At 66.0% G+C, this 20858-nt stretch carries 23 protein-coding genes; 12 read left to right on the top strand and 11 right to left on the bottom strand.

What is annotated here, in order from left to right; translation table 11 throughout:
• Positions 1–38: 38 nt before the first annotated feature.
• The 3 genes from ABMA46_RS06985 to ABMA46_RS06975 form a co-directional block, all read right to left on the bottom strand.
• A complete protein-coding gene (locus ABMA46_RS06985) occupies positions 39–2855 on the bottom strand; it encodes a DUF4159 domain-containing protein (RefSeq protein ID WP_348998606.1) in 2817 nt (938 codons plus the stop codon).
• A 178-nt stretch (positions 2856–3033) separates the two neighbouring features.
• On the bottom strand, positions 3034–3951 hold the full coding sequence (locus ABMA46_RS06980) for a DUF58 domain-containing protein (protein WP_348998605.1): 918 nt from the start codon (positions 3949–3951) through the stop codon (positions 3034–3036).
• Positions 3951–4955, bottom strand: a complete 1005-nt coding sequence (locus ABMA46_RS06975) for an AAA family ATPase (protein WP_348998604.1) — start codon at positions 4953–4955, stop codon at positions 3951–3953. The genes ABMA46_RS06980 and ABMA46_RS06975 overlap by 1 nt, the downstream gene beginning before the upstream one ends.
• A gap of 132 nt (positions 4956–5087) precedes the next feature.
• Between ABMA46_RS06975 and ABMA46_RS06970 the strand changes: the two genes are divergently transcribed.
• From ABMA46_RS06970 to ABMA46_RS06960, 3 genes are read left to right on the top strand one after another with little or no spacing between them, the layout of a single operon-like run.
• The gene (locus ABMA46_RS06970; RefSeq protein ID WP_348998603.1) at positions 5088–5717 is read left to right on the top strand and encodes a DUF1285 domain-containing protein; all 630 of its coding nucleotides are present in this window, start codon (positions 5088–5090) and stop codon (positions 5715–5717) included.
• On the top strand, positions 5717–6352 hold the full coding sequence (locus ABMA46_RS06965; protein ID WP_348998906.1) for a CoA pyrophosphatase: 636 nt from the start codon (positions 5717–5719) through the stop codon (positions 6350–6352). The genes ABMA46_RS06970 and ABMA46_RS06965 overlap by 1 nt, the downstream gene beginning before the upstream one ends.
• A complete protein-coding gene (locus ABMA46_RS06960) occupies positions 6349–7617 on the top strand; it encodes a CCA tRNA nucleotidyltransferase (protein ID WP_348998602.1) in 1269 nt (422 codons plus the stop codon). The genes ABMA46_RS06965 and ABMA46_RS06960 overlap by 4 nt, the downstream gene beginning before the upstream one ends.
• A gap of 30 nt (positions 7618–7647) precedes the next feature.
• On the opposite strand, the gene ABMA46_RS06955 is transcribed toward ABMA46_RS06960, so the two are convergent.
• Positions 7648–7833: a DUF1059 domain-containing protein gene (locus ABMA46_RS06955; protein WP_348998601.1), complete on the bottom strand. Its 186-nt coding sequence runs from the start codon at positions 7831–7833 to the stop codon at positions 7648–7650.
• A gap of 111 nt (positions 7834–7944) precedes the next feature.
• Positions 7945–8871: an oxygen-dependent coproporphyrinogen oxidase gene (gene hemF / locus ABMA46_RS06950; RefSeq protein WP_348998600.1), complete on the bottom strand. Its 927-nt coding sequence runs from the start codon at positions 8869–8871 to the stop codon at positions 7945–7947.
• A gap of 99 nt (positions 8872–8970) precedes the next feature.
• Between hemF and ABMA46_RS06945 the strand changes: the two genes are divergently transcribed.
• Entirely contained in the window at positions 8971–9228 is a 258-nt protein-coding gene (locus ABMA46_RS06945; RefSeq protein WP_348998599.1) for a hypothetical protein, read from the top strand.
• A 51-nt stretch (positions 9229–9279) separates the two neighbouring features.
• On the opposite strand, the gene ABMA46_RS06940 is transcribed toward ABMA46_RS06945, so the two are convergent.
• From ABMA46_RS06940 to ABMA46_RS06915, 6 genes are all read right to left on the bottom strand, one after another.
• The gene (locus ABMA46_RS06940; protein ID WP_348998598.1) at positions 9280–9681 is read right to left on the bottom strand and encodes a DUF1801 domain-containing protein; all 402 of its coding nucleotides are present in this window, start codon (positions 9679–9681) and stop codon (positions 9280–9282) included.
• A 56-nt stretch (positions 9682–9737) separates the two neighbouring features.
• Positions 9738–9959: a hypothetical protein gene (locus ABMA46_RS06935; RefSeq protein WP_348998597.1), complete on the bottom strand. Its 222-nt coding sequence runs from the start codon at positions 9957–9959 to the stop codon at positions 9738–9740.
• 57 nt (positions 9960–10016) lie between these two features.
• Positions 10017–10415 carry an SRPBCC family protein gene (locus ABMA46_RS06930; protein ID WP_348998596.1) on the bottom strand — a complete coding sequence of 133 codons (399 nt, stop codon included), beginning with the start codon at positions 10413–10415 and terminating at the stop codon, positions 10017–10019.
• Positions 10412–10732, bottom strand: coding sequence for an ArsR/SmtB family transcription factor (locus ABMA46_RS06925; RefSeq protein ID WP_348998595.1), 321 nt, complete (start codon positions 10730–10732; stop codon positions 10412–10414). Before ABMA46_RS06925 ends, ABMA46_RS06930 begins: the two co-directional genes overlap by 4 nt.
• 159 nt (positions 10733–10891) lie before the next feature.
• Positions 10892–11335 carry a redox-sensitive transcriptional activator SoxR gene (gene soxR, locus ABMA46_RS06920; protein ID WP_348998594.1) on the bottom strand — a complete coding sequence of 148 codons (444 nt, stop codon included), beginning with the start codon at positions 11333–11335 and terminating at the stop codon, positions 10892–10894.
• Between the two features lie 178 nt (positions 11336–11513).
• Positions 11514–11978 carry a tRNA (cytidine(34)-2'-O)-methyltransferase gene (locus tag ABMA46_RS06915; RefSeq protein WP_348998593.1) on the bottom strand — a complete coding sequence of 155 codons (465 nt, stop codon included), beginning with the start codon at positions 11976–11978 and terminating at the stop codon, positions 11514–11516.
• Positions 11979–12453: 475 nt separating this feature from the next.
• Between ABMA46_RS06915 and ABMA46_RS06910 the strand changes: the two genes are divergently transcribed.
• The 8 genes from ABMA46_RS06910 (at position 12454) to ABMA46_RS06875 (ending at position 20851) form a co-directional block, all read left to right on the top strand.
• A complete protein-coding gene (locus ABMA46_RS06910) occupies positions 12454–12810 on the top strand; it encodes a hypothetical protein (protein WP_348998592.1) in 357 nt (118 codons plus the stop codon).
• Positions 12811–12841: 31 nt separating this feature from the next.
• Positions 12842–14737 carry an ABC transporter ATP-binding protein gene (locus tag ABMA46_RS06905; protein WP_348998591.1) on the top strand — a complete coding sequence of 632 codons (1896 nt, stop codon included), beginning with the start codon at positions 12842–12844 and terminating at the stop codon, positions 14735–14737.
• A gap of 64 nt (positions 14738–14801) precedes the next feature.
• Positions 14802–16688 carry an ABC transporter ATP-binding protein gene (locus ABMA46_RS06900; protein ID WP_348998590.1) on the top strand — a complete coding sequence of 629 codons (1887 nt, stop codon included), beginning with the start codon at positions 14802–14804 and terminating at the stop codon, positions 16686–16688.
• Positions 16689–16760: 72 nt separating this feature from the next.
• Positions 16761–17099, top strand: a complete 339-nt coding sequence (locus ABMA46_RS06895) for a DUF6665 family protein (protein ID WP_348998589.1) — start codon at positions 16761–16763, stop codon at positions 17097–17099.
• A gap of 225 nt (positions 17100–17324) precedes the next feature.
• A complete protein-coding gene (gene petA / locus ABMA46_RS06890; protein WP_348998588.1) occupies positions 17325–17888 on the top strand; it encodes a ubiquinol-cytochrome c reductase iron-sulfur subunit in 564 nt (187 codons plus the stop codon).
• Between the two features lie 14 nt (positions 17889–17902).
• Positions 17903–19207, top strand: coding sequence for a cytochrome b (locus tag ABMA46_RS06885; protein WP_348998587.1), 1305 nt, complete (start codon positions 17903–17905; stop codon positions 19205–19207).
• Positions 19208–19232: 25 nt separating this feature from the next.
• On the top strand, positions 19233–20111 hold the full coding sequence (locus tag ABMA46_RS06880; protein ID WP_348998586.1) for a cytochrome c1: 879 nt from the start codon (positions 19233–19235) through the stop codon (positions 20109–20111).
• 194 nt (positions 20112–20305) lie between these two features.
• Positions 20306–20851, top strand: coding sequence for an adenine phosphoribosyltransferase (locus tag ABMA46_RS06875; protein WP_348998585.1), 546 nt, complete (start codon positions 20306–20308; stop codon positions 20849–20851).
• Positions 20852–20858 lie beyond the last annotated feature (7 nt).

The following is a 20858-nucleotide window of genomic DNA, read 5'->3' as shown; positions in this document are numbered from 1 at the left end:
AGGGGTGGGGGTACGAGGGATCAAATAAACCTCGGACATCACTGTCCCAGCCTTTCGAGCAGGATCGGGACGTGGACCTGGTCGGACTTGTAGTTGCCGGTCAGCATGTACATGACGATATTGACGCCGGCGCGCAGCGCGTAGATGCGCTGCATGGGGTCGTTCGGAACCGTGGGAAGCAGCGGCTGGCCGTTCTCGTCGATCGCCCAGGCGCCGGCGAAGTCGTTGGCCGTGATCATGATGGGCGACACGCCGTCTCCGGTGCGCACGGGCCGGTTGTCGGCGTTGGACGCTTCCGCCGAGGCTTCGACCCAGAGCGGGCCGCCGTTGAAGCGGCCGGGAAATTCGGGAAGGATGTAGAAGGACTTGGTCAGCACGTGATCCGGCGGCACCGGCTCCAGCGGCGGCACGTTGAGGCCCGACAGGATGTCGCGCAGCCGTTCCGTGGCGGGGCTCGCGGCATCCGCGCCGAATCCGGTGGAATACTGGTCGCGCGTGTCGAACAGCACCGTCCCGCCCTGGTTCATATAGGCATCGATGCGCGAGATCGCGGCCTGGCTGGGCATGGGTGCTGCCGGATCGATCGGCCAGTAGATGATCGGGTAGAACGACAGCTCGTCCTTGGCGATGTCCACGCCGGCCGGTGCGCCCGGCTCCAGCGCGGTCTTGTCGATGAGGAAGCGGGTTAAGCCCTCCAGGCCGGCGCGGCTGACGGCGTCGTCGCCCGGCACGCCGGTGACGACATAGGCGAGGCGGGTTTTTTCGACCGCCGCGATCGCGGTGGCGTCTCCGGGCCTCGAATCGTCGGCGCGCCCCACGTCGGGATGGATGACGGCAAGCCCTGCGGCGACGAGCAGCGCGGCGGTGGTGGCTGCGGCGCGCCCGCGTCCACGCCGCGAGAACAGGCCGCCCATCCACAGCACGGCCAGCGTGTCGAGCAGCATCAGGAACAGGGCGGCTGCCACCAGAGGGCCTTTCAAGTGTTCCGACTCGTCGAAGGCATAGTGCACCGTCGTCACCGGCACGGAAACCTGCGGGCGGGCGATCGGTGTGAAGGCGGCGTCGGCGGCGAGCAGATTGTGGGCGACGACGCCGGCCTCCGAGCCATAGAGTCCGGGCGGATTTTCCAGCGTGACCGGCGCGCCGGCGCGTGGCACGAGCGGGCGCGCGTCGGGCGAGGGCGGTGCGAGCGCGCCGTCGGCGCCGATCATGCGATAGGGTGCGAGCGCTGCCGCGCTCGCTTCCGGCTGCGCCGCGACGCTGCCCTGATTGCGCGACATCTGTACGATGCGGCGCAGCATCTCCACGAAGCTGCCCGAGATCGGCAGGTTCGACCATGTCGCTTCGGGGGTGACGTGGAAGAGCACCAGCGTGCCCTTGCCTTTCTTCAGGCCGGTGACCAGCGGCGTGCCGTCGGCAAGGCTCGCCCAGGTGCGGTCGACGATGTCGGGCGACGGCTCGGCCAGCACCTGGCGCGAGACTGTGACCTCCGCCGGCGGCGGCAGGTCGGCGAAGGGGCCGTTCTTCGGGAAATCGGCGACCGGCTGCGGCGTGGTCCAGGACAGCGCGCCGCCGAGGTTGCGCTCGCCGGTGCGCAAGCGTACGGGCAGCAACTCGTCGTCGTTGCCGGCGGCCGCGAGGCGCGAACCGGCGAAGCGCACCAGCATGCCGCCGTTCTCCACCCAGTCGACCAGACGCGGCCTGACCTGCTCGGGGATGGTGCCGACATCGGCCATCACGATCATCGCGGGCTTGCGGTCGAGCATCTGCGGGATCGCTTCGGCGAGGTCGGCGCTGGATGGCTCGACAAGATCGGCGAAGGGCGAAAGCGCCCGGCGGATATAGTAGAGCGGCGACAGCAGCGGCTGCGCCTGGTCGGCATCGGCCTGGGCGAGCAGCCCGACGCGGCGGCGCCTTGAGCTTTCGTCCAGCACGCGCACCGCGCCCGCATGGCGCTCGCCGTCGAGGGCGACGGAAGAGAAGTCGTTGCGCAGCTCGAAGGGTACTTTCATCTCGCCCGTGGCGCTGGTCGCGCCGGGGCCGAAGGTCAGGGTCGCGTCGGCAATGCGGTGGCCCTTGTCGTCGAAGGCGCCCGCCGTCACTTGGGCCGGCCCGGAATTGCCGGCCGCACGGATAGCGGTCAGCGAAAAACCGTCGACGTCGTTCTCGGTCGCCGTCAGGCCGATCGGCTGGATGCGCTCCGGCACGGCCCAGATGAGGTCGCCGGCGTTCTCCGACAGCAGGGTGCGGAACGCCTGCTGATCGTCATTGGCGGCGAGCCCGTCCGCCAGCACCGCGACGGAGGCGCCGGGCAGGGTCTTCAGGGTTTCGGCGACGCGCGCATAGACGGCGGGCCGGTCGGTCGGGATCGGGCGCGGCTTGGCGGCACGCAGCCTGTCGAGCGCGGCGGCCGCGTCGAACGGGCCGATCTCGGCGTTCGGCTTCTCGGCCGTGAAGGCGACCACCACCGGAACGCCGTTCGCGCCGGCATCGTTGATCAGCCGCTCGGCGGTGGCGACGCGCTTGTCCCAGTCGGGGACGGCGGCCCAGTCGTTGTCGATCACCAGCGCCAGCGCCTTGCCGCCGGTCGGCAGCTTTTCGCGCGGGTTCCACACAGGTTCGGCGAGCGCCATGATCACCAGCGCCGCGAGAAGCAGACGCAGGAGCGTCAGCCACCAGGGGCTCTGCTGCGGCGTCTCCTCGCGTTTCAGCACGCGCGCCAGGATGCGCAGCGGCGGAAACACCTCGGCCTGCGGCTTGGGCGGCGTCAGCCTGAGCAGCCACCAGATGATGGGCAGGGCGATCAGTCCCCACAGCACCATGGGCGCGCCGAAGGAGAGCGGCAGCCAGCTCATGACGCAAGTCTCCGGCGGCTTGCGTGAACAAACCTTCCTATAAATGTCGGGTGTGTCGAACCCCCACCCCTAACCCCTCCCCACAAGGGGGAGGGGGACCTGGCAGGCGGCAGCTCCCCCTCCCCCTTGTGGGGAGGGGTTAGGGGTGGGGGTACCTTTGTTGAAAAAGAGCAGCGCCTCATGGCCGCACGCTCCCGCCGTAGCCGCCGTCGTCGCCCATCGCCAGATGCAGGCGCACCAGCGCTTCGGACGCCAGCCTGTCGGTGTGGTTGGTGGTGAAACTCCATCCCAGACGCTTGCACCAGGCGGCAAGCTCGGCGCGGCGCGCGGCGTAGAGATGGCGATAATCCTGCGCCAGCCGCTCGGCGCGGCCGGCGGTCAGCTTGTCGCCTGTTTCGGGATCGGTGAATTCGGTGCGGCCGGCATAGGGGAAAGTCTCCTCCGCCGGATCGGCGATCTCGACCAGATGGGCGCGCGCGCCGTGGCGGGCGAGCGCATCCAGCCAGGCCATGATCTCGTCGGCGGGATCGAGGAAATCGGAGATCAGCACGACGTCGGAGAACCGCCGTATCGCGGAAAGGTCCGGCCGCGCCGGCAGGCTCGCCGCGTGCATCAAGCGGGAGGCGATGCGCTCGGCGCCGTTGCGGTTGGTGAACGGGTCGGTCAGGCCGGGCCAGGCGATGCGCTCGCCGGAGCGCGACAGCAGTTCGGCCATGGCCAGCGCCAGCACCAAGGCGCGCGACTCCTTGGAGACGGACGCACCGGCCGATTTGTAGAGCATCGACGGCGAGGGATCGGCCCAGAGCCAGACCGTGTGGGCGGCCTCCCATTCGCGGTCGCGCACATAGGTATGGTCGTCGCGGGCCGAGCGGCGCCAGTCAATGCGGTTGACCGACTCGCCCTCCGAATAGGGCCGGAACTGCCAGAAATTCTCGCCTATGCCCTGCTTGCGGCGCCCGTGCCAGCCGGCGATCACCGTGTTGACGATGCGGCGCGCCTCGACCAGCAGGTCCGGCACGAGCGATGCCCTGAGCCGGCCACGGGCAAGCGCGTCGCGGGCCTCGATCGGTGCCTGCGCCTCGCCGACCCTCGCCATCAAATTCCCTTCACGAGGCTCGCCACCACGTCGCGCACGCCCATGCCTTCGGCGCGGGCGGCGAAGGTCAGCGCCATGCGGTGCTGCAGCACCGGCTCGGCCAGCGCGCGCACGTCGTCGACGGACGGCGCGAGGCGCCCGTCATAAAGCGCGCGGGCGCGGGTGCACAGCATCAGCGCCTGGCTGGCGCGCGGGCCGGGACCCCAGGCGACATGCCGGTCGGTTTCCTCGTTACCCTGGCCGGGCCGGGCCGCGCGCACCAGATCGAGGATCGCCTCGACCACGCTTTCGGGCACCGGCATCCGACGGATCAGCGTCTGGATTTCCCTCAGGCGCTCGGGCTGGACGGCATTGGCCGCCTTCGCTTCGTCGACGCCGGTGGTTTCGAGCAGGATGCGTCGCTCGGCTTCCAGGTCGGGGTAGAGGATATCGACCTGCATCAGGAAGCGGTCGAGCTGCGCCTCGGGCAGCGGATAGGTGCCCTCCTGCTCGAGCGGGTTCTGGGTGGCGAGCACGTGGAAGGGCGAGGGCAGGTCGTAGCGCCGGCCGGCGACCGTGACGTGATATTCCTGCATTGCCTGAAGCAGCGCCGACTGGGTGCGCGGCGAGGCACGATTGATCTCGTCGGCCATCAGCAATTGCGTGAAGATCGGGCCGGAAATGAAGCGGAAGGAGCGCTTTCCCGTTTCATCCTGCTCCATCACCTCGGAGCCGAGGATGTCGGAGGGCATCAGGTCGGGCGTGAACTGGATGCGGCTTGAATCGAGTCCCAGCACGGTGCCGAGCGTCTCGACCAGCTTGGTCTTGGCCAGCCCAGGCACGCCGACCAGAAGCGCGTGGCCGCCCGCCAGCAGCGCCACCAGCGTGCGCTCAACCACGCTTTCCTGACCGAAGATGACGCGCCCGACGCTTTCGCGGATGCGGGAGATGTCGGCCAGCGCCTTTTCGGCCTCAGCGATCATCTCCTTTTCGTCGATCGGGCTTTCCTTGACGATCACGCTCATCCGCAACGGTTCCCCTGGCTGGAATGCCGCGCCAAAACGCGCGATGCCGCGAATCGATTCAGCGTGACCCATGCAAAACTTAAATCACGAACCCCGGCTGACAAGCGCGACAACAGTGACTATTTCGTGACGATGACCGAACATTCCCGCCAGGATCCAGACGGGCTCGCCGCCGCTTCCGATGCGCGCGGCCTGGAGGCCCTGATCGCCCGCGCGGCCCGCGCCGGCAAGGGCCTTCCGCCCGTCGAGCGCTGGGATCCACCGTTTTGCGGCGACATCGACATGGAGATCAGACCAGACGGCACATGGTTCTACATGGGCACGCCGATCGGCCGGGCGCCGCTGGTGCGGCTTTTCTCGACCGTGCTGCGCAAGGACGCGGACGGCGGAACCTATCTGGTGACGCCGGTGGAGCGCGTCGGCATCCGCGTGGTCGACGCGCCTTTCGTGGCGGTGGAGGCAGACGTTTCGGGAGAAGGCAAGGACCAGGTCATCACCTTCCGCACCAATGTCGGCGACGTGGTGGAAGCCGGCCCGGACCATCCCCTGCGCTTCGTCGACGAGGAGGAGACGGGCGGCCTGAAACCCTATCTCCTGGTGCGCGGGCGGCTGGAGGCGCTGGTCGCGCGGCCGGTCATGTACGAACTGGTCGGGCATGGCGAGGAGATCGAGGTGGACGGCATCCCGATGTTTTCCGTGCGCTCGCGCGGCGCGGTCTTCCCGATCATGCCGGCGGAGCGGCTGGCCAAGCTGAGCGCATGATGGACCAGACAGCGGCAAGACCTTTTTCGGCAGCCGATTTCAGGCAGCGCGCCGCCGCCCAGTCGCCGGCGGAAGCGGGGGACAGCTTCGGCGACCATCGTTTCAATCCAGGTCATCCGCGCCTGCGGCTGAAGGAAACGGCGCTGCGCGATGCCGCCGTGCTGATACCGGTGGTGGACCGTGGCGCCGAGGCGACCGTCCTTCTGACCAAGCGCGCCGAGACGCTGCGCAACCATACCGGGCAGGTGGCGTTTCCTGGCGGGCGCATCGACGCGGAAGACGCCTCGCCGGAAGCGGCGGCGTTGCGCGAGGCCGAGGAGGAGGTCAGCCTCGATCCGGCCTTCGTCGAGGTGGTGGGGCGCATGCCGGACTATGTGTCAGGTTCCGGATACCGGATCGCGCCGATCCTGTCGGTGGTGCGGCCGGGCTTTCATCTGACGCTGAATCCGGCAGAGGTGGACGCGGCCTTCGAGGTGCCGCTGCGCTTTCTCATGGACCCGGCGAACCACGGTCGTGGCAGCCGCTTCTGGAACGATCGCGAATGGTTCTTCTACGAGATGCCCTATGACGGCAACCGCATCTGGGGCGTGACGGCCGGCATCATCCGCACGCTCTATGAAAGGCTTTATGCATGACCGTTGCGGTTTCGATCGCGGGCCGGGGCGACTGGCTGGACGACAGGCACCTGCAAAAGCTCCTTGCAGCGCTTTCGGCCGACGGCGAACTTGCCCGCATCGCCGGCGGGGCGGTGCGCAACGCACTGCTCGGCCAGCCGGTGGCCGATATCGACATCGCCACCACGACGCTGCCGGACGAGACCATGCGGCGGGTGAAGGTAGCGGGCTTCAAGGCGGTGCCCACCGGCATCGAGCACGGCACGGTGACGGCGGTGATCGACGGGCGCCCCTTCGAGGTGACGACGCTGCGCGCAGACATCGAGACGGATGGCCGCCATGCCAAGGTGTTGTTCGGCCGCGACTGGGCGGCGGATGCCGGCCGGCGCGACTTCACCATCAACGGGCTCTACGCCGAAGCGGACGGCACGGTGGTCGATCTCGTCGGCGGCTTGCCTGACATCGAGGCGCGGCGGTTGCGCTTCATCGGCGACGCCGAAACCCGCATCCGCGAGGACTATCTGCGCATCCTGCGCTTTTTCCGCTTCTTCGCCTGGTATGGCGACGGCCGGCCCGACGCCGAAGGGCTGAAGGCCTGCGCGCGGCTGAAGGAGGGGCTCGACCGGCTTTCGGCGGAGCGCGTCTGGTCGGAACTGAAGAAACTGCTCGCCGCGCCCGATCCCTCGCGCGCGCTGCTATGGATGCGGCAGGCCGGCGTCCTGACGCGCGTGCTGCCGGAAAGCGAGAAATGGGGCATCGACGCCGTCCACGGGCTGGTCGCAACGGAAAAGAGCCTCGGCTGGGCGCCCGAACCGCTTCTCAGGCTGGAAGCCATCGTGCCGCCGGACGCAACGCGCATGACGGCGATGACGGCGCGGCTGCGCATGTCGAAAGAGGAGACGAACCGGCTGCAGCGCTGGGCCATGACCGCACCGCTCGACAGCAAAACCACCGAGACCGTGCTCGCCAAGACGCTCTATCGGGGCGACAGGCAAGGCATAACGGACCGCCTGCGGCTGTCGCTCGCCTCAGCCCGGTCGAAGGCGGTCGAGGACGACAGGGCGATGATGGAAGCCGGCGGCTTCTCCAGGCTGCTGTCGTTCGCGGCGGCATGGCAGCGTCCCGATTTCCCTCTGCGCGGGGCGGATCTCGCGGCGCTCGGCTTTCGCGCCGGTCCCGGTCTCGGCAAGGCCTTGAAGCAGTTGGAAGACGAGTGGGTGGAGGCTGGCTTCACAATTAGCCGCGACGCGCTGCTCGAGCGCGCCGCAAGTCTTTCAAAGGAATAGGTCCGGCAAAGGAATAGGTGCAGTTCCGGATCAGGCCGCGTCGCGGACGTTTTCGATCCGGGAGCGGATCGCCTCGATCATGGTCTCGCGGATCGTGTCCTCGCCGTGCGTCTCGCGCATGTGCTCGACGGCGCGGCGCATCACCTCGGCTTCCTCCTCGGCGCGCGTGTGCCAGTCGCAACCCGGGACAAGCGACCCGCATTGAAATTCCTTCATGGGCTTCCTCCTTTCCATGAACGGTTGGTTTGGAAGAATAACACGGATCGACGGTTCGGGTTGCGGGAAATGTGAAAAAGCGGCGATGCCTTTACCCGCCGCTCCGTTTCCTCAGGGCCAGAGCACCGCCGGCGGCAGCGACGACAGGATGGACTCGACATTGCCGCCCGTCTTCAGGCCGAAGATGGTGCCGCGATCGTAGAGCAGGTTGAATTCGGCATAGCGGCCGCGCCGGACAAGCTGTTCCGACCGGTCGCCGTCGGTCCAGTTCGCGCCGAAATTGGCGCGCAGCAGATGCTGGTAGACGACCAGGAAGGCGCGGCCGACGTCCTGCACGAAGGCGAAGTCGGCGTTCCAGCCGCCCTTTTCCTGCGGCGAATGCAGCCAGTCGAAGAAGATGCCGCCGATGCCGCGCGGCTCGTTGCGGTGCGGCAGGAAGAAATACTCGTCGCACCAGGCCTTGTAGCGGTCGTAGTCGGCGACCGCCGCGTTCTTCTCGCAGGCGAAGCGCATGGCGCGATGGAAGGCCAGGCTGTCGGGATCGTCCTGCGTGCGGCGGCGGTCGAGCACCGGCGTCAGGTCCGCGCCGCCGCCGAACCATTGCCGCGAGGTCACCACCATGCGCGTGTTCATGTGGACGGCGGGCACGTTCGGGTTCCAGGGATGGGCGATGAGGGAAATGCCGCTCGCCCAGAAGCGCGGATCGTCCTCGGCACCCGGTATCTGCTTGCGGAACTCCGGAGAGAATTCGCCGTGGACCGTGGACGTATGGACGCCGACCTTCTCGAAGACGCGGCCGTGCATGACCGACATTGTGCCGCCGCCGCGGTCTTCCCCATCGGGGCCTCCGTCCCGCAGCCACGACTTCCTTTCGAAGCGGCCGGGGGACCAGTCGCCCTGTGGCCCCTTCAATTCGTCCTCGATGCCCTCGAAGGCCGCGCAGATGCGGTCACGCAGGCCCTCGAACCACAGGCGCGCCGATTCCTTCTTGTCTTCGATGTCGACGGGGAGACCCGCCTCGATGTCCGGTCGTTCCAAAATGCACTCTCCGCCTTCGGACCCCATGTCCGACAAATGACTCGTCTTTTCCCGGAGCGATGCCTAGTCTGTCCTTGACTTGGGTCAAGGAGTTCTTTTGTGCGCACTCCCTCGCGACCGTCGCTGGATGGGCTGAAGAGGAGGCTCGACCAGTCCCGCGCCGAGCGCGGCGACAAGCCGCGGGACGGCTTCCTGCGCGAGACCTTCGTGCTGCCGCGCTCCGATGCGCGCCGCAAGGCAAGGGAATGGTTCGACCGCTGGCCGAAGCAGGCCTACTGGACGGAAATCGAAAGCTGGTTCGAGCGCCCGGGCGACGTGATCGAGTTCACCATCAGGCGGCTGCCGGCGGCCGATTGAGCACCGGGCGTGTGATACGCGGAAATCCGGTGTGGGCCGGAGGGGCTGCCCTCAGCGCTTTTTCTTCGACAGGTTCAGGTCCACCGCCGCGCGCACCAGCGCCTTCAGTGCCTCTTCGTCGACTTCGTCACCCTCGTGGAAATCGATGGCGCGGCGGGTGTTGCCTTCGAGGCTGGAATTGAAAAGGCCTTTGGGGTCGTCGAGCGACGCGCCCCTGGCAAAGGTCATCTTGACGACGCTCTTGTGGGTTTCACCGGTGGAGATGATGCCGGCATTCTCCCAGACCGGAACGCCGCGCCATTTCCATGTCTCGACGATCTCGGGGTCAGCCTGCCTGACGACGGCGCGCAGCCTGGCCAGCATCTCGCCGCGCCAGTCGCCCAATTCCTCGATCCGCGCGTCGATCATCTGCGCGGGGGATTTATCGCCGGCAGCGTCCGCTTTCGTCTTCATGTCGTCATCGCCTTCTATTCGGCATCAGCCCATATATAGGGCTGCCGTCGCGTTTCCTATGCGGCGGCGCGCCGTGCGGCGCGCTTCTTTCCCATATAGGGCAGCACGAACATATAGAGGCCCGAAAACAGCAATAGGAAGAGCGGCAGCAGGGGCGAATAGACCACATAGGCGGGCGGCTGGCCAAAGGCCATGGTGACGAAATTGGCGATCACCGTCACAGTGAAGATAACGGATACCCAACGGTGGAACTGCCTGATCCAATGGTTCACGTTCAATGCGGTCTCCTGTCGATGGTTGGCTCGGGGCATGGCGCGGGCGTTTCAGGTGCGCGCTCAGTCCATTTTTCCGACGACCTCTTCCAGATTGGAGAAGAAGCGCTGCCAGCCGACGACGGCGCCCTGGTAGTAGGAGCGCTGGTCCTGGAGGAAACCCGTCTGCTCCATGCGCAGCAGCGTTCCCGCCTGCGTGGGCGTCAGCGTCCAGGTGACGACGCTGTCGAGATCCTTGGTGTTCCAGCTATAGGAAAGCGTCCTTGCCGTTTCGAGCGTCTTGACCTGACAGGCCACCGACCCCCAGTCGGCGCTGAGATCGAAGCGCTGACCCACTTCGGGCTTGAAGTCGTTCTTCATCAGCCATTCCTCGATAAAATGCGGTTGCGTGAGCGCACGCCAGAGTTTTTCGGGCGGGTGCGGGAATTCGCGTTCGACGACGACGGATCGGGTTTCGGTCATTGGTCCATCCTGTTGAGCAGGTCTTCAAGGTTATCGAAGCGGCCTTCCCAGAAGCCGGCCATCTGTCTCGTCCAGTCGGCGAGCGGGGCCAATGCCTCGGGGTCCGCGCGATAATGCGTCTGGCGGCCTTCATGGCGGTCGCGCACAAGCCCGGCCTGCCTGAGCAATCCCAGATGTTTCGACACGGCGGGCTGCGAGATGCCGGCCTGGGCGGTCAGCGCGCCGACCGTCAATTCCCCCTCGCGGCACAGGCGCTCGAAAATGGCGCGCCGGGACGGGTCGGCGAGGGTGCGGAAAAGGGTGTCGGTCGTGGGCATCAAATCGATAACTGATTGGTTATTGATTGGCGTATAATCGAATGGTTATGGATTGGTCAAGCGGGTTTTTGGTTGGCGAGTTCGGATCGGCACCGGAGAGATCGGCGGCCGCGCGCAAGGCGTCTCGGCCCGAATTGCCTGCCTCGTCCGTTGCCATCCTCACTTCACCGCCAGCCGTCGCGCGCCCGGCCCCTCGCTCGCCAGCCGGTCCTCGCGGTTGCGCAGCGGGCATTTGTCGATCGACATGCAGCCGCAGCCGATGCAGTCGCTCAGGCCGTCCCGCAGCTTCTTCAACTGGTTGATGCGGTGGTCGAGATCGTTGCGCCATGTCGTTGAAAGCAGATTCCAATCCCGCCTGTTCGGCGTGCGGCCCTCGGGCAGGGCGTTGAGCGCCCCGGCGATGTCGGCCAGTGAGATGCCGACCTCCTGGGCGATCCGAATGATGGCGATGCGCCGCAACACGTCGCGCGAATAGCGGCGCTGGTTTCCGGCGGTCCGGTGGCTGCGGATCAGGCCCCGCGCCTCGTAGAAATGAAGGGCCGATACGGCAACGCCGGCGCGCGCCGCCACCTGTCCCACCGTCAGTTCGCGAGCGAGCGCCATGCCTCCGCTGCCTCCGTCTGTTTCCGCTTGACCTCAATATTAGTTGAGGTTTTATCCAATCCGCCTCCACCCTGCAACCGAGGAGGCCGCTATGCAGCGACGCGACGGAAAGCATGAATTCGGATATGGCATGGCACGGCTGGAAGCGCTCGGCTTCCTCCTGCGCGAGGCGCGGGCGCTATCGGAGTTGTCGCATCGCCTCGCCGGTGGCCATCGCCACCGAGAGCGCGAGGTTGAGGCTGCGGCCGCCACCGGGCATCGGGATGGTCACGCGCGTATCCGCCGCCTCGTGGACCTTGTTCGGCGCGCCTGCGGATTCGCGGCCGAACAAAAGGATGTCGGCCACGCCGAAGGCGAAGTCGGTGTAGGGCAGGGCGGATTTGGTGGTCATGAGCACGAGGCGGCGACGCTGCGCGATCCGCCATTGCTGGAAGGCGTCCCAGTCGACATGCCGGGTGAGCGCCGCCATTTCGAGATAGTCCATGCCGGCGCGCCTGAGATTGCGGTCGGAGAGATCGAAGCCGGCCGGCTCGATGATGTCGACGGCGATCCCCATGCAGGCGGCGAAGCGCAGGATCGTGCCGGTGTTGCCGGCGATGTCCGGCTGGTAGAGCGCGATGCGCAGATCCTGCTTGGGATTCATGTGTTTTTCCTGCGTGGCAGATTCGCCACAGGGATGCAGCGGCCGTCGGCGGCGGCGCGCCTGCGGGTGGTCATCGACTGCGAATGCGTGTATGAAGCCGCCATTGTCAACGCGAACCGACGGAGGCGGATATGGAATTCATGACGACCGTAGACATCCACCGCCCCCGCGCCTGGGTCTGCTCCGGATTCGGGATGCGTCCCGTATCGGGGATGCGCCCGGTCTCCGGGCTCACCGCCTGACGGCGGCATTCGGTTCGACGCTCTATCTGACAGACTAGCTTCGCTCGACACGGATTCCGCCGGAACCCTCACCAGGTTTTCGAAGGATTCGCGCGATGTTTTTCAATCTTTCCAAGGGGCGCACCGCCCCGTCTGACCATATCCCTGTGCACCGATCCGTCACCGGCATCCCGTGGGCCGGCGGTCGGGAATCCGCTTTTTCAAACGTCATTTTTTCAATGGAGGACGGACCGATGTTCGATCCATACAAGGTTCCTGGTTCGAGAAGCCTGCACGAACGCAAGCTGGCGACCTGGGCGCTGCTGATCGGCGAGACCCATTCCTCGTCCGTGCATGCCGAGACCCGCCGCCGGTCGCATCGCGGCATGCTGCCCGACGTCGATTTCTCGCGCGCCGTGCCGGACTACAGCCGGCCGTCGCTGGTGCGCAGGATCATGCGCCTGGCCGGGCTCGGCGGCGGCAAGGCCGAAGAGCAGGGCTCGCTGGACAAGACCATCGGCGACAGGCAGTCGCCCGCCTATAGTGATCGCGACGAGACCTGCACCCCGGATGATTCGTCCGGGGTGCAGGGTCTCGCGCGCGCCGCCTGAGGCGAAAAGGACGTAGCTGGAGGCACGCATCATGTTCGGCTGGTTCGAAAAAAGGCTCGATCCGTTTCCCGTCGCGGAGCCGGTCGAGCCGCCGCGCGCTCTGCTTGCCTTCTGTTGGCACTTCACCAGGCCGGCATGGCCGTTCGTGTTGCTCGCGGCGGTTCTGATGGCGTTGATCGCCATCATCGAGGTCTGGATGTTCGGCTTCCTCGGCCATATCGTCGACTGGCTGTCGGTGCAGAACCGCGAGACGTTCCTTCAGACGGAATGGTGGAAGCTGGCGGGCATGGCGCTGATCGTCGGCGTGGCGCTGCCGCTCCTGGTGGCGCTGTCGTCGTTCAACACCTACCAGACGCTGTTCGGCAACTATCCCATGCGCATCCGCTGGCAGGTGCACCGCTACCTGCTCAAGCAGTCGATGGCCTTCTACCAGGACGAGTTCGCCGGGCGCATCGCCACCAAGCTGATGCAGACGGCGCTCGCCGTGCGCGAGACGGTCATCAAGTTCGCCGAGGTGCTGAACTATGTCATGGTCTATTTCCTCGGCATGCTGGTGATCGTCGGCTCGGCGGACTGGCGGCTGGCGGCGCCGATGGCGCTGTGGCTCGCCGGCTATCTGCTTGCGCTGCGCTATTTCATCCCGCGGCTCGGCAAGGTGTCGGCCGCGCAGGCCGACGCGCGGTCCATCATGACCGGCCGCATCGTCGACAGCTACACGAACATCCAGACGGTGAAGCTGTTCTCGCATGGACGGCGCGAGTCGGACTATGCCCGCGAGGGCATGGCGGAGTTCATGCAGACCGCCTATGCGCAGGGACGGCTGATCAGCAAGTTCTACATGGTCGTCTATGGGCTCAACTCGCTGCTGCTGCTGAGCGTCGGGGCGCTGGCGATCGGCCTGTGGCTGAACGAGGTCGTGACCATCGGAGCGGTCGCGGTTGTGGTCGGCCTGGTGCTGCGCCTCTACGGCATGTCGCAATGGATCATGTGGGAGGTGTCGGGCCTGTTCGAGAACATCGGCACGGTGCAGGACGGCATCGCCTCGATCTCGCTGCCGAGGCTGGTCGAGGACCGCCCCGACGCACTCGATCTCAAGGTGGACCGCGGGGAAATCCGCTTCGACGCCATCCGCTTCCACTACGGCAAGGGCAAGGGCGTGCTGGAGGACCTGACGCTGACGATCCGGCCCGGCGAGAAGGTCGGGATCGTCGGGCGCTCGGGGGCCGGCAAGTCGACGCTGGTCAACCTTCTGCTGCGCTTCTACGATCTCGAGGGCGGGCGCATCCTGATCGACGGCCAGGACATTGCGGCGGTGCGGCAGGACACGCTGCGCGCGGCGATCGGCGTGGTGACGCAGGACACCTCGCTGCTGCATCGCTCCGTGCGCGACAACATCCTCTATGGCCGCCCCGATGCCGGTGAGGAGGCAGTGGTGGAAGCCGCGCGCCGCGCCGAAGCGCTCGGCTTCATTCCCGGGCTTGCCGACGCCAAGGGCCGCAAGGGGCTCGATGCCCATGTCGGCGAGCGCGGCGTCAAGCTGTCCGGCGGTCAGCGCCAGCGCATTGCGATTGCTCGCGTGATGCTGAAGGACGCGCCGATCCTGATCCTTGACGAAGCCACGTCCGCGCTAGATTCCGAGGTCGAGGCCGCCATCCAGGAAAATCTGTACAAGCTCATGCAGGGCAAGACCGTCATCGCCATCGCCCACCGCCTGTCGACCATCGCGGCCATGGACCGGCTGGTGGTGATGGACAAGGGGCGAATCGTGGAGGAGGGCTCGCACGACGAGCTGATCGCGCAGGGCGGCCTCTACTCGCAGCTCTGGCAACGCCAGTCCGGCGGCTTCCTGCTGCACGACGACCCGCACGAGCCGGCGGCGCGCATGTCGCTCGGCGTGGCGGAGATGAAGGAAGAAGCGGCGGAATGAGAGATGTGTCTCGCCAAGGCATAACCCCCACCCCTAACCCCTCCCCGCAAGGGGGAGGGGACACATGAGCCTTCTCAGTCCCGTCTACCGCTGGTTCGAGAGCTGGGTTCCGCCGTTTCGCGAGCCGGCCGATCTGCGCCCGCCCGCCACCACGGCCGGTTTCATGTGGCATTATGTCGGTCAGGCGAAGGGGGCGTTCTTCCTGATGCTGGTCATTGGCGGCATCGCGCCGCTGGTGGAGGCCGGGCTGTTCTATTTCGTCGGCAGGGTCGTCGACATACTCGACGAGGTGCACGGCGAACGGAGCTGGGCGGCGCTGTGGAACGCTGCCGGCGGCGAGCTTCTGTTCATGGTGGCGGTGGTGCTGGTGATCCGCACGGTCGTCGTCACCGTCTCCGCGCTGGTGGACCAGCAGACCATCACGCCGGGCTTCTCCAACCTGGTGCGCTGGCAGGCACACCGGCACGTCTCGCGCCAGTCCTACACCTTCTTCCAGAATGATTTCGCCGGTCGCATCGCCACCAAGGTATGGCAGACCGGCCAGGCCACCGGCGACCTGATGGAAAGCTTCATCGAGGTCGTCTGGTTCATGATCGTCTATACGGTCACCACACTGGCGCTGATGGCCGGTCTCGACTGGCGCATGGCGGCGCTGGTGATCGTGTGGATCGGCGCCTTCGCGCTGCTCGCCCGGCACTACCTGCCGGAAATCCGCAGGAATGCGGAGGCTACGGCCGAGGCCGGCTCGATGATCAACGGCCGCATCATCGATTCCTACTCCAACGTGCAGACGCTGAAACTGTTCGCCGCGGACGGCGACGACCGCTTCATCCGCAACGGCTTCGACATCTATCTGGACGCGCTGCGGCCCTTCACCCGCCGCCTCACCGGCGTGCGGGTGGCTCTGACGGTTCTGTCGGGCGTGATGATCACGGCCATCGCCTGTTTCGCTGTCTATCTGTGGGTGGAAGGGTCGATCACCGTCGGCGCGGTCGCCTTCACCCTCAGTCTGGTGCTGCGGATGAACATGCTGCTCGGACGGCTGATGATGCAGTTGAACGGCATCCTGCGCAATCTCGGCGTGCTGGAGAATTCCAAGGCGCTGATCTCGCAGCCGCTCGGCCTGACCGACGCGCCCGACGCGAAGGCTCTCGTCGTCACCGGCGGACGGATCGACGCCAGGAACGTCGTGTTCCACTACGGCAAGGGCTCGGGCGTGCTCGACGGCATAAACCTGACGATCCGGCCCGGGGAAAAGGTCGGCCTTGTAGGCCCCTCGGGGGCCGGCAAGACGACGCTGGTGAACCTGCTGCTGCGGCTCTACGACCTCGAAGCCGGCGAGATCGACATAGACGGGCAGGACATCGCCTCGGTCACGCAGAATTCGCTGCGCGCCACCATCGGCGTGGTCAGCCAGGATACGGCGTTGTTCCATCGGTCGCTGCGCGACAACATCAAGCTCGGCATGCCGCAGGCGACGGAAGCGGATGTGATGGCGGCGGCGCGCCGGGCGGAGGCGGACGGCTTCATCCTGTCGCTTCGCGACGTGCAGGGCAGGACGGGCTACGACGCCTATGTCGGCGAGCGCGGCGTCAAGCTCTCGGGCGGACAGCGCCAGCGCATCGCCATTGCCCGCGTCTTCCTCAAGGACGCGCCGATCCTGGTGCTGGACGAGGCGACCTCGGCGCTCGACTCCGATGTCGAAGCGGCGATCCAGGAAAACCTCGGCCGGCTGATGCAGGGCAAGACCGTCATCGCCATCGCCCACCGGCTGTCCACCATCGCCGCGCTCGACCGGCTTGTGGTGCTGGACAAGGGCCGCATCGTGGAAGAAGGCACGCATGACGAGCTGGTGGCGCGCGACGGGCTCTATGCGCGCCTGTGGAAGCGGCAATCCGGCGGTTTCCTGTTCAACGAGGAGAGCCCGCTGGAGGAGACGCGGCCGGCCTGACATGCTGCGACCGCGCCGATGCGTCGCGCCACCGCTGTTGCGGTGCGGCGCCGCAGGCCATATCTGAGGGCGATGTCCGTGCGCCCGCCCAGCAGTTTCGCCGCCGCTTCCGTGTCCGAAGTGCTGTTCGACGCGCTCGGTCACGAAATCCTGGCGGAAAAGGCGTCGGCGCTCGGCCGGGCCGGCGACCGTGCCGAAAGGCAGTTGGCACGGCTCAAGGCGCATGGTCGATCGCCGGTCGAATCAGACGAGGCATATGAGAAGCTGCGCTCGCAATTGCTGAAAGAAGCCGCCGACGCCGTCTATGCCTGGTTCATCCAGCGCGAATTGTGCGGGTTCCGCCGGCACGATTCGGTCATCAGGGAATTCGCCATTCCCAAAGAGGTGCTTATGCGGCTCGGCGCGCGCTGAGCGCGGGCTTTTACGCGGCGCCGGCGAGTGTGACCAAAAGGTGGCCGCGACAATCTGCCGTCATGTCCTAACCCGACTGGACAAAAATCATCGTCACGCATAAACCGAACTCCAAATGCCGGAGGGAAATTCGCTAGCCTGTTGCCATGCGGTATCGGGCCGGCGTGTCGAGCGGGGACAAGTGGCTCGGCCTTTCGGTAGAAGAGGCGAAAGGACCAGGCAGCCGTGAGCGCGACAGACGATACCCACGATCCCAATCGCCGCGATTTTCTCTATATCGCCACCGGCATGGCCGGCGTGGTCGGAGCCGGCGCCTTCGCCTGGCCGTTCATCGACCAGATGCGTCCGGACGCGTCGACGCTGGCGCTGTCCACGGTCGAAGTGGACGTTTCGTCGCTGACGGCCGGTTCGTCGCTGATCGTGAAGTGGCGCGGCAAGCCGGTCGTGGTCCGCAACCGCACGCCGGAAGAGATCAAGAGCGGTGAAGACGTCAAGCTCGAAGACCTCAAGGATCCGATCGCCCGCAACGCCAATCTGGCGTCCGACGCACCGGCCACGGATGCAAACCGCACCACGCCCGGAAAGGAAGCCTGGATGGTGATGGTTCAGGTGTGCACCCATCTCGGCTGCATTCCGCTCGGCCAGGAAGGCGAGTTCGGCGGCTGGTTCTGCCCGTGCCATGGTTCGGTCTACGATACGGCGGGCCGCATCCGCCACGGGCCGGCGCCCGAGAACATGGCCATTCCGGTGTTTTCGTTCATCTCCGACACCAAGATCCGCATCGGCTGAGGCAGGGGGAAATCATGCACGAGGGACATTCCACCTACACGCCGAAGAGCGGCCTCGGTCGCTGGTTCGACGCCCGCCTGCCGCTGCCGAGGCTGGTCTATGACAGCTTCGTCGCCTATCCGGTGCCGCGCAACCTGAACTATGCCTGGACCTTCGGCGGCATCCTGTCGATCATGCTGGTGGCGCAGATCCTGACCGGCATCGTGCTGGCCATGCACTATTCGGATTCGACCGGGCTCGCCTTCGATTCGGTCGAGAAGATCATGCGCGACGTGAACCAGGGTTGGCTGTTGCGCTACCTGCATTCCAACGGCGCCTCGTTCTTCTTCATCGCCGTCTATGTCCATATCTTCCGCGGTCTCTATTACGGCTCCTACAAGGCCCCGCGCGAGCTTTTGTGGATCCTCGGCTGCATCATCTACCTCCTGATGATGGCGACCGGCTTCATGGGCTACGTTCTGCCCTGGGGGCAGATGTCGTTCTGGGGCGCCACCGTCATCACCGGCTTCTTCTCGGCCATTCCGCTGGTCGGCGACTGGATCCAGCAGCTCCTGCTCGGCGGTTTCGCCGTCGACAACCCGACGCTGAACCGCTTCTTCGCCCTGCACTATCTGCTGCCGTTCATGATCGCCGGCGTCGTCGTCCTGCATATCTGGGCGCTGCATATAACCGGGCAGAACAACCCGACCGGCATCGAGGTGAAGTCGAAGACCGACACGGTGGCCTTCACGCCTTACGCGACCATCAAAGACGCGCTCGGCATGGTGGTGTTCCTTTTGGTGTTCGCCTACTTCGTCTTCTACATCCCGAACTATCTCGGCCATCCGGACAACTACACGGTCGCCAACCCGCTGAAGACGCCGGCGCATATCGTGCCCGAATGGTACTTCCTGCCGTTCTACGCGATCCTGCGCGCCATCACCTTCAACATCGGGCCGATCAATTCCAAGCTCGGCGGCGTGCTGTGCATGTTCGGCGCCATCGCCATGCTGTTCCTGGTGCCGTGGCTCGACACGTCCAAGGTGCGCTCGGCCGTCTACCGGCCCTGGTACAAGCTGTTCTTCTGGCTGTTCGCCGCCGACTGCATCCTGCTCGGCTGGCTGGGCTCACAGCCGGCTGAAGGCGCCTTCGTGCTGATGGCGCAGATGGCGACGCTGTTCTATTTCGCCTTCTTCCTGATCGTCATGCCGGTGCTCGGCCTGATCGAGACGCCGCGCCGCCTGCCCAATTCGATCACCGAGGCGGTGCTGGAAAAGAACGGCGGGTCAGGCAGCGCGCATCCGGCCGGTGCGGCAGCCGCACCGCAGGCCAAGGGCTGAGCGAAGGGAATCGAGGGGATTTGACATGAAGAAGATTCTCGTTTCGCTCGCCGCGGCAGGACTGGTTCTCGCCGGCGCCGCAACGGCCATCGCGCAGGAGCAGGAGCCGGCGAAGGAAGCCGGCCACTCGGAAGCCAATCCGACGCACTTCCCGATCAACGAGCCGAAGGAAATGAGCTGGTCCTTCACCGGACCGTTCGGCACCTATGACAAGGCACAGCTCCAGCGCGGCCTCAAGGTCTACAAGGAAGTCTGCTCGGCCTGCCACTCGATGAACCTGGTGGCGTTCCGCACGCTGAGCGACCTCGGCTATTCCGAGGCGCAGGTGAAGGCGTTCGCCGCCGAGTACACGATCAACGACGGTCCCAACGACGACGGCGACATGTTCGACCGCCCCGGCAAGCCGTCGGATTACTTCCCGGCTCCGTTCGCCAACGAGCAGGCGGCGGCCGCTTCCAACGGCGGCGCGGCGCCGCCGGACATGTCGCTTCTCGCCAAGGCGCGCGGCGTCGAGCGCGGTTTCCCGCAATTCGTCTTCGACATCTTTACCCAGTATTCGGCGGGCGGACCTGACTACATCCATTCGCTGCTGACCGGCTACAACCAGACGCCGCCGGAAGGCATGAAGATTCCCGAGGGTACGCACTACAACCCGTATTTCGCCAATGGCGTGTCGCTGAAGATGCCGCCGCCGCTGTCGGATGGCCAGGTGACCTACGACGACGGCTCGCCCGAGACGGTTGATCAGTATGCACAGGACGTCTCGGCGTTCCTTATGTGGGCGGCGGAACCTCACATGGAGACGCGCAAGAAGACCGGTTTCCGCGTCGTCATCTTCCTGCTGCTGTTCGCCGGCCTGATGTACGTGACCAAGCGCAGGGTCTGGGCCGACGTGCCGCACTGAGCGGCGGAGACCTGTTTCGAGAAGGGCGCTTTTGGGGCGCCCTTTTTCACGTCCGGCCTTCGGCAATGACCTCGGGCGCTCCGTTCGTCTGAAAGCTCTGCCGGACCTTTCAATTGGCGTTCGCGAACCCGGACTTCGCCCTTTTCTTTTGCCGGTCGAAGCGGCAGAACTGAACGCTGAACGGAAAACCGCCGATGAACGCCTCGCTCGAAGACACGCTGCTCGCCTCCATCCGAACCATTGCGGATTATCCCAAGCCCGGAATCCTCTTCCGCGACATCACCACGCTGCTGGGCAATGCGCAGGCGTTCCGTCGCGCGGTCGACGAACTGGTGCATCCTTATGTCGGCCTGCAGATATCCAAGATCGCCGGCATCGAAGCGCGCGGCTTCATCCTGGGCGGGGCGATGGCGCATCAGCTTTCCGCAGGTTTCGTGCCGATCCGCAAGAAGGGCAAGCTGCCGCACGAGACGGTGCGCGTCGCCTACAGCCTGGAATACGGGCTGGACGAGATGGAGATGCACAAGGACGGCGTGGCCCCCGGCGAGAAGGTCATTCTCGTCGACGACCTGATCGCCACCGGCGGCACGGCGGAAGCAGCGGTCAAGCTGCTCAGGCAAATCGGCGCCGATATCGTCGCCGCCTGCTTCGTCATCGACCTGCCCGATCTCGGCGGACGGAAAAAGCTCGAGGCGCTGGGCGTTCCGGTCCGCACGCTGATCGGCTTCGAGGGCCATTGAAGCAGTC

The organism is Mesorhizobium hunchu (assembly GCF_040081975.1).
Taxonomy (GTDB): domain Bacteria; phylum Pseudomonadota; class Alphaproteobacteria; order Rhizobiales; family Rhizobiaceae; genus Mesorhizobium; species Mesorhizobium hunchu.
The sequence above is the reverse complement of the archived record's forward strand: the minus strand, read 5'-3'. Positions and strand labels throughout refer to the sequence as shown.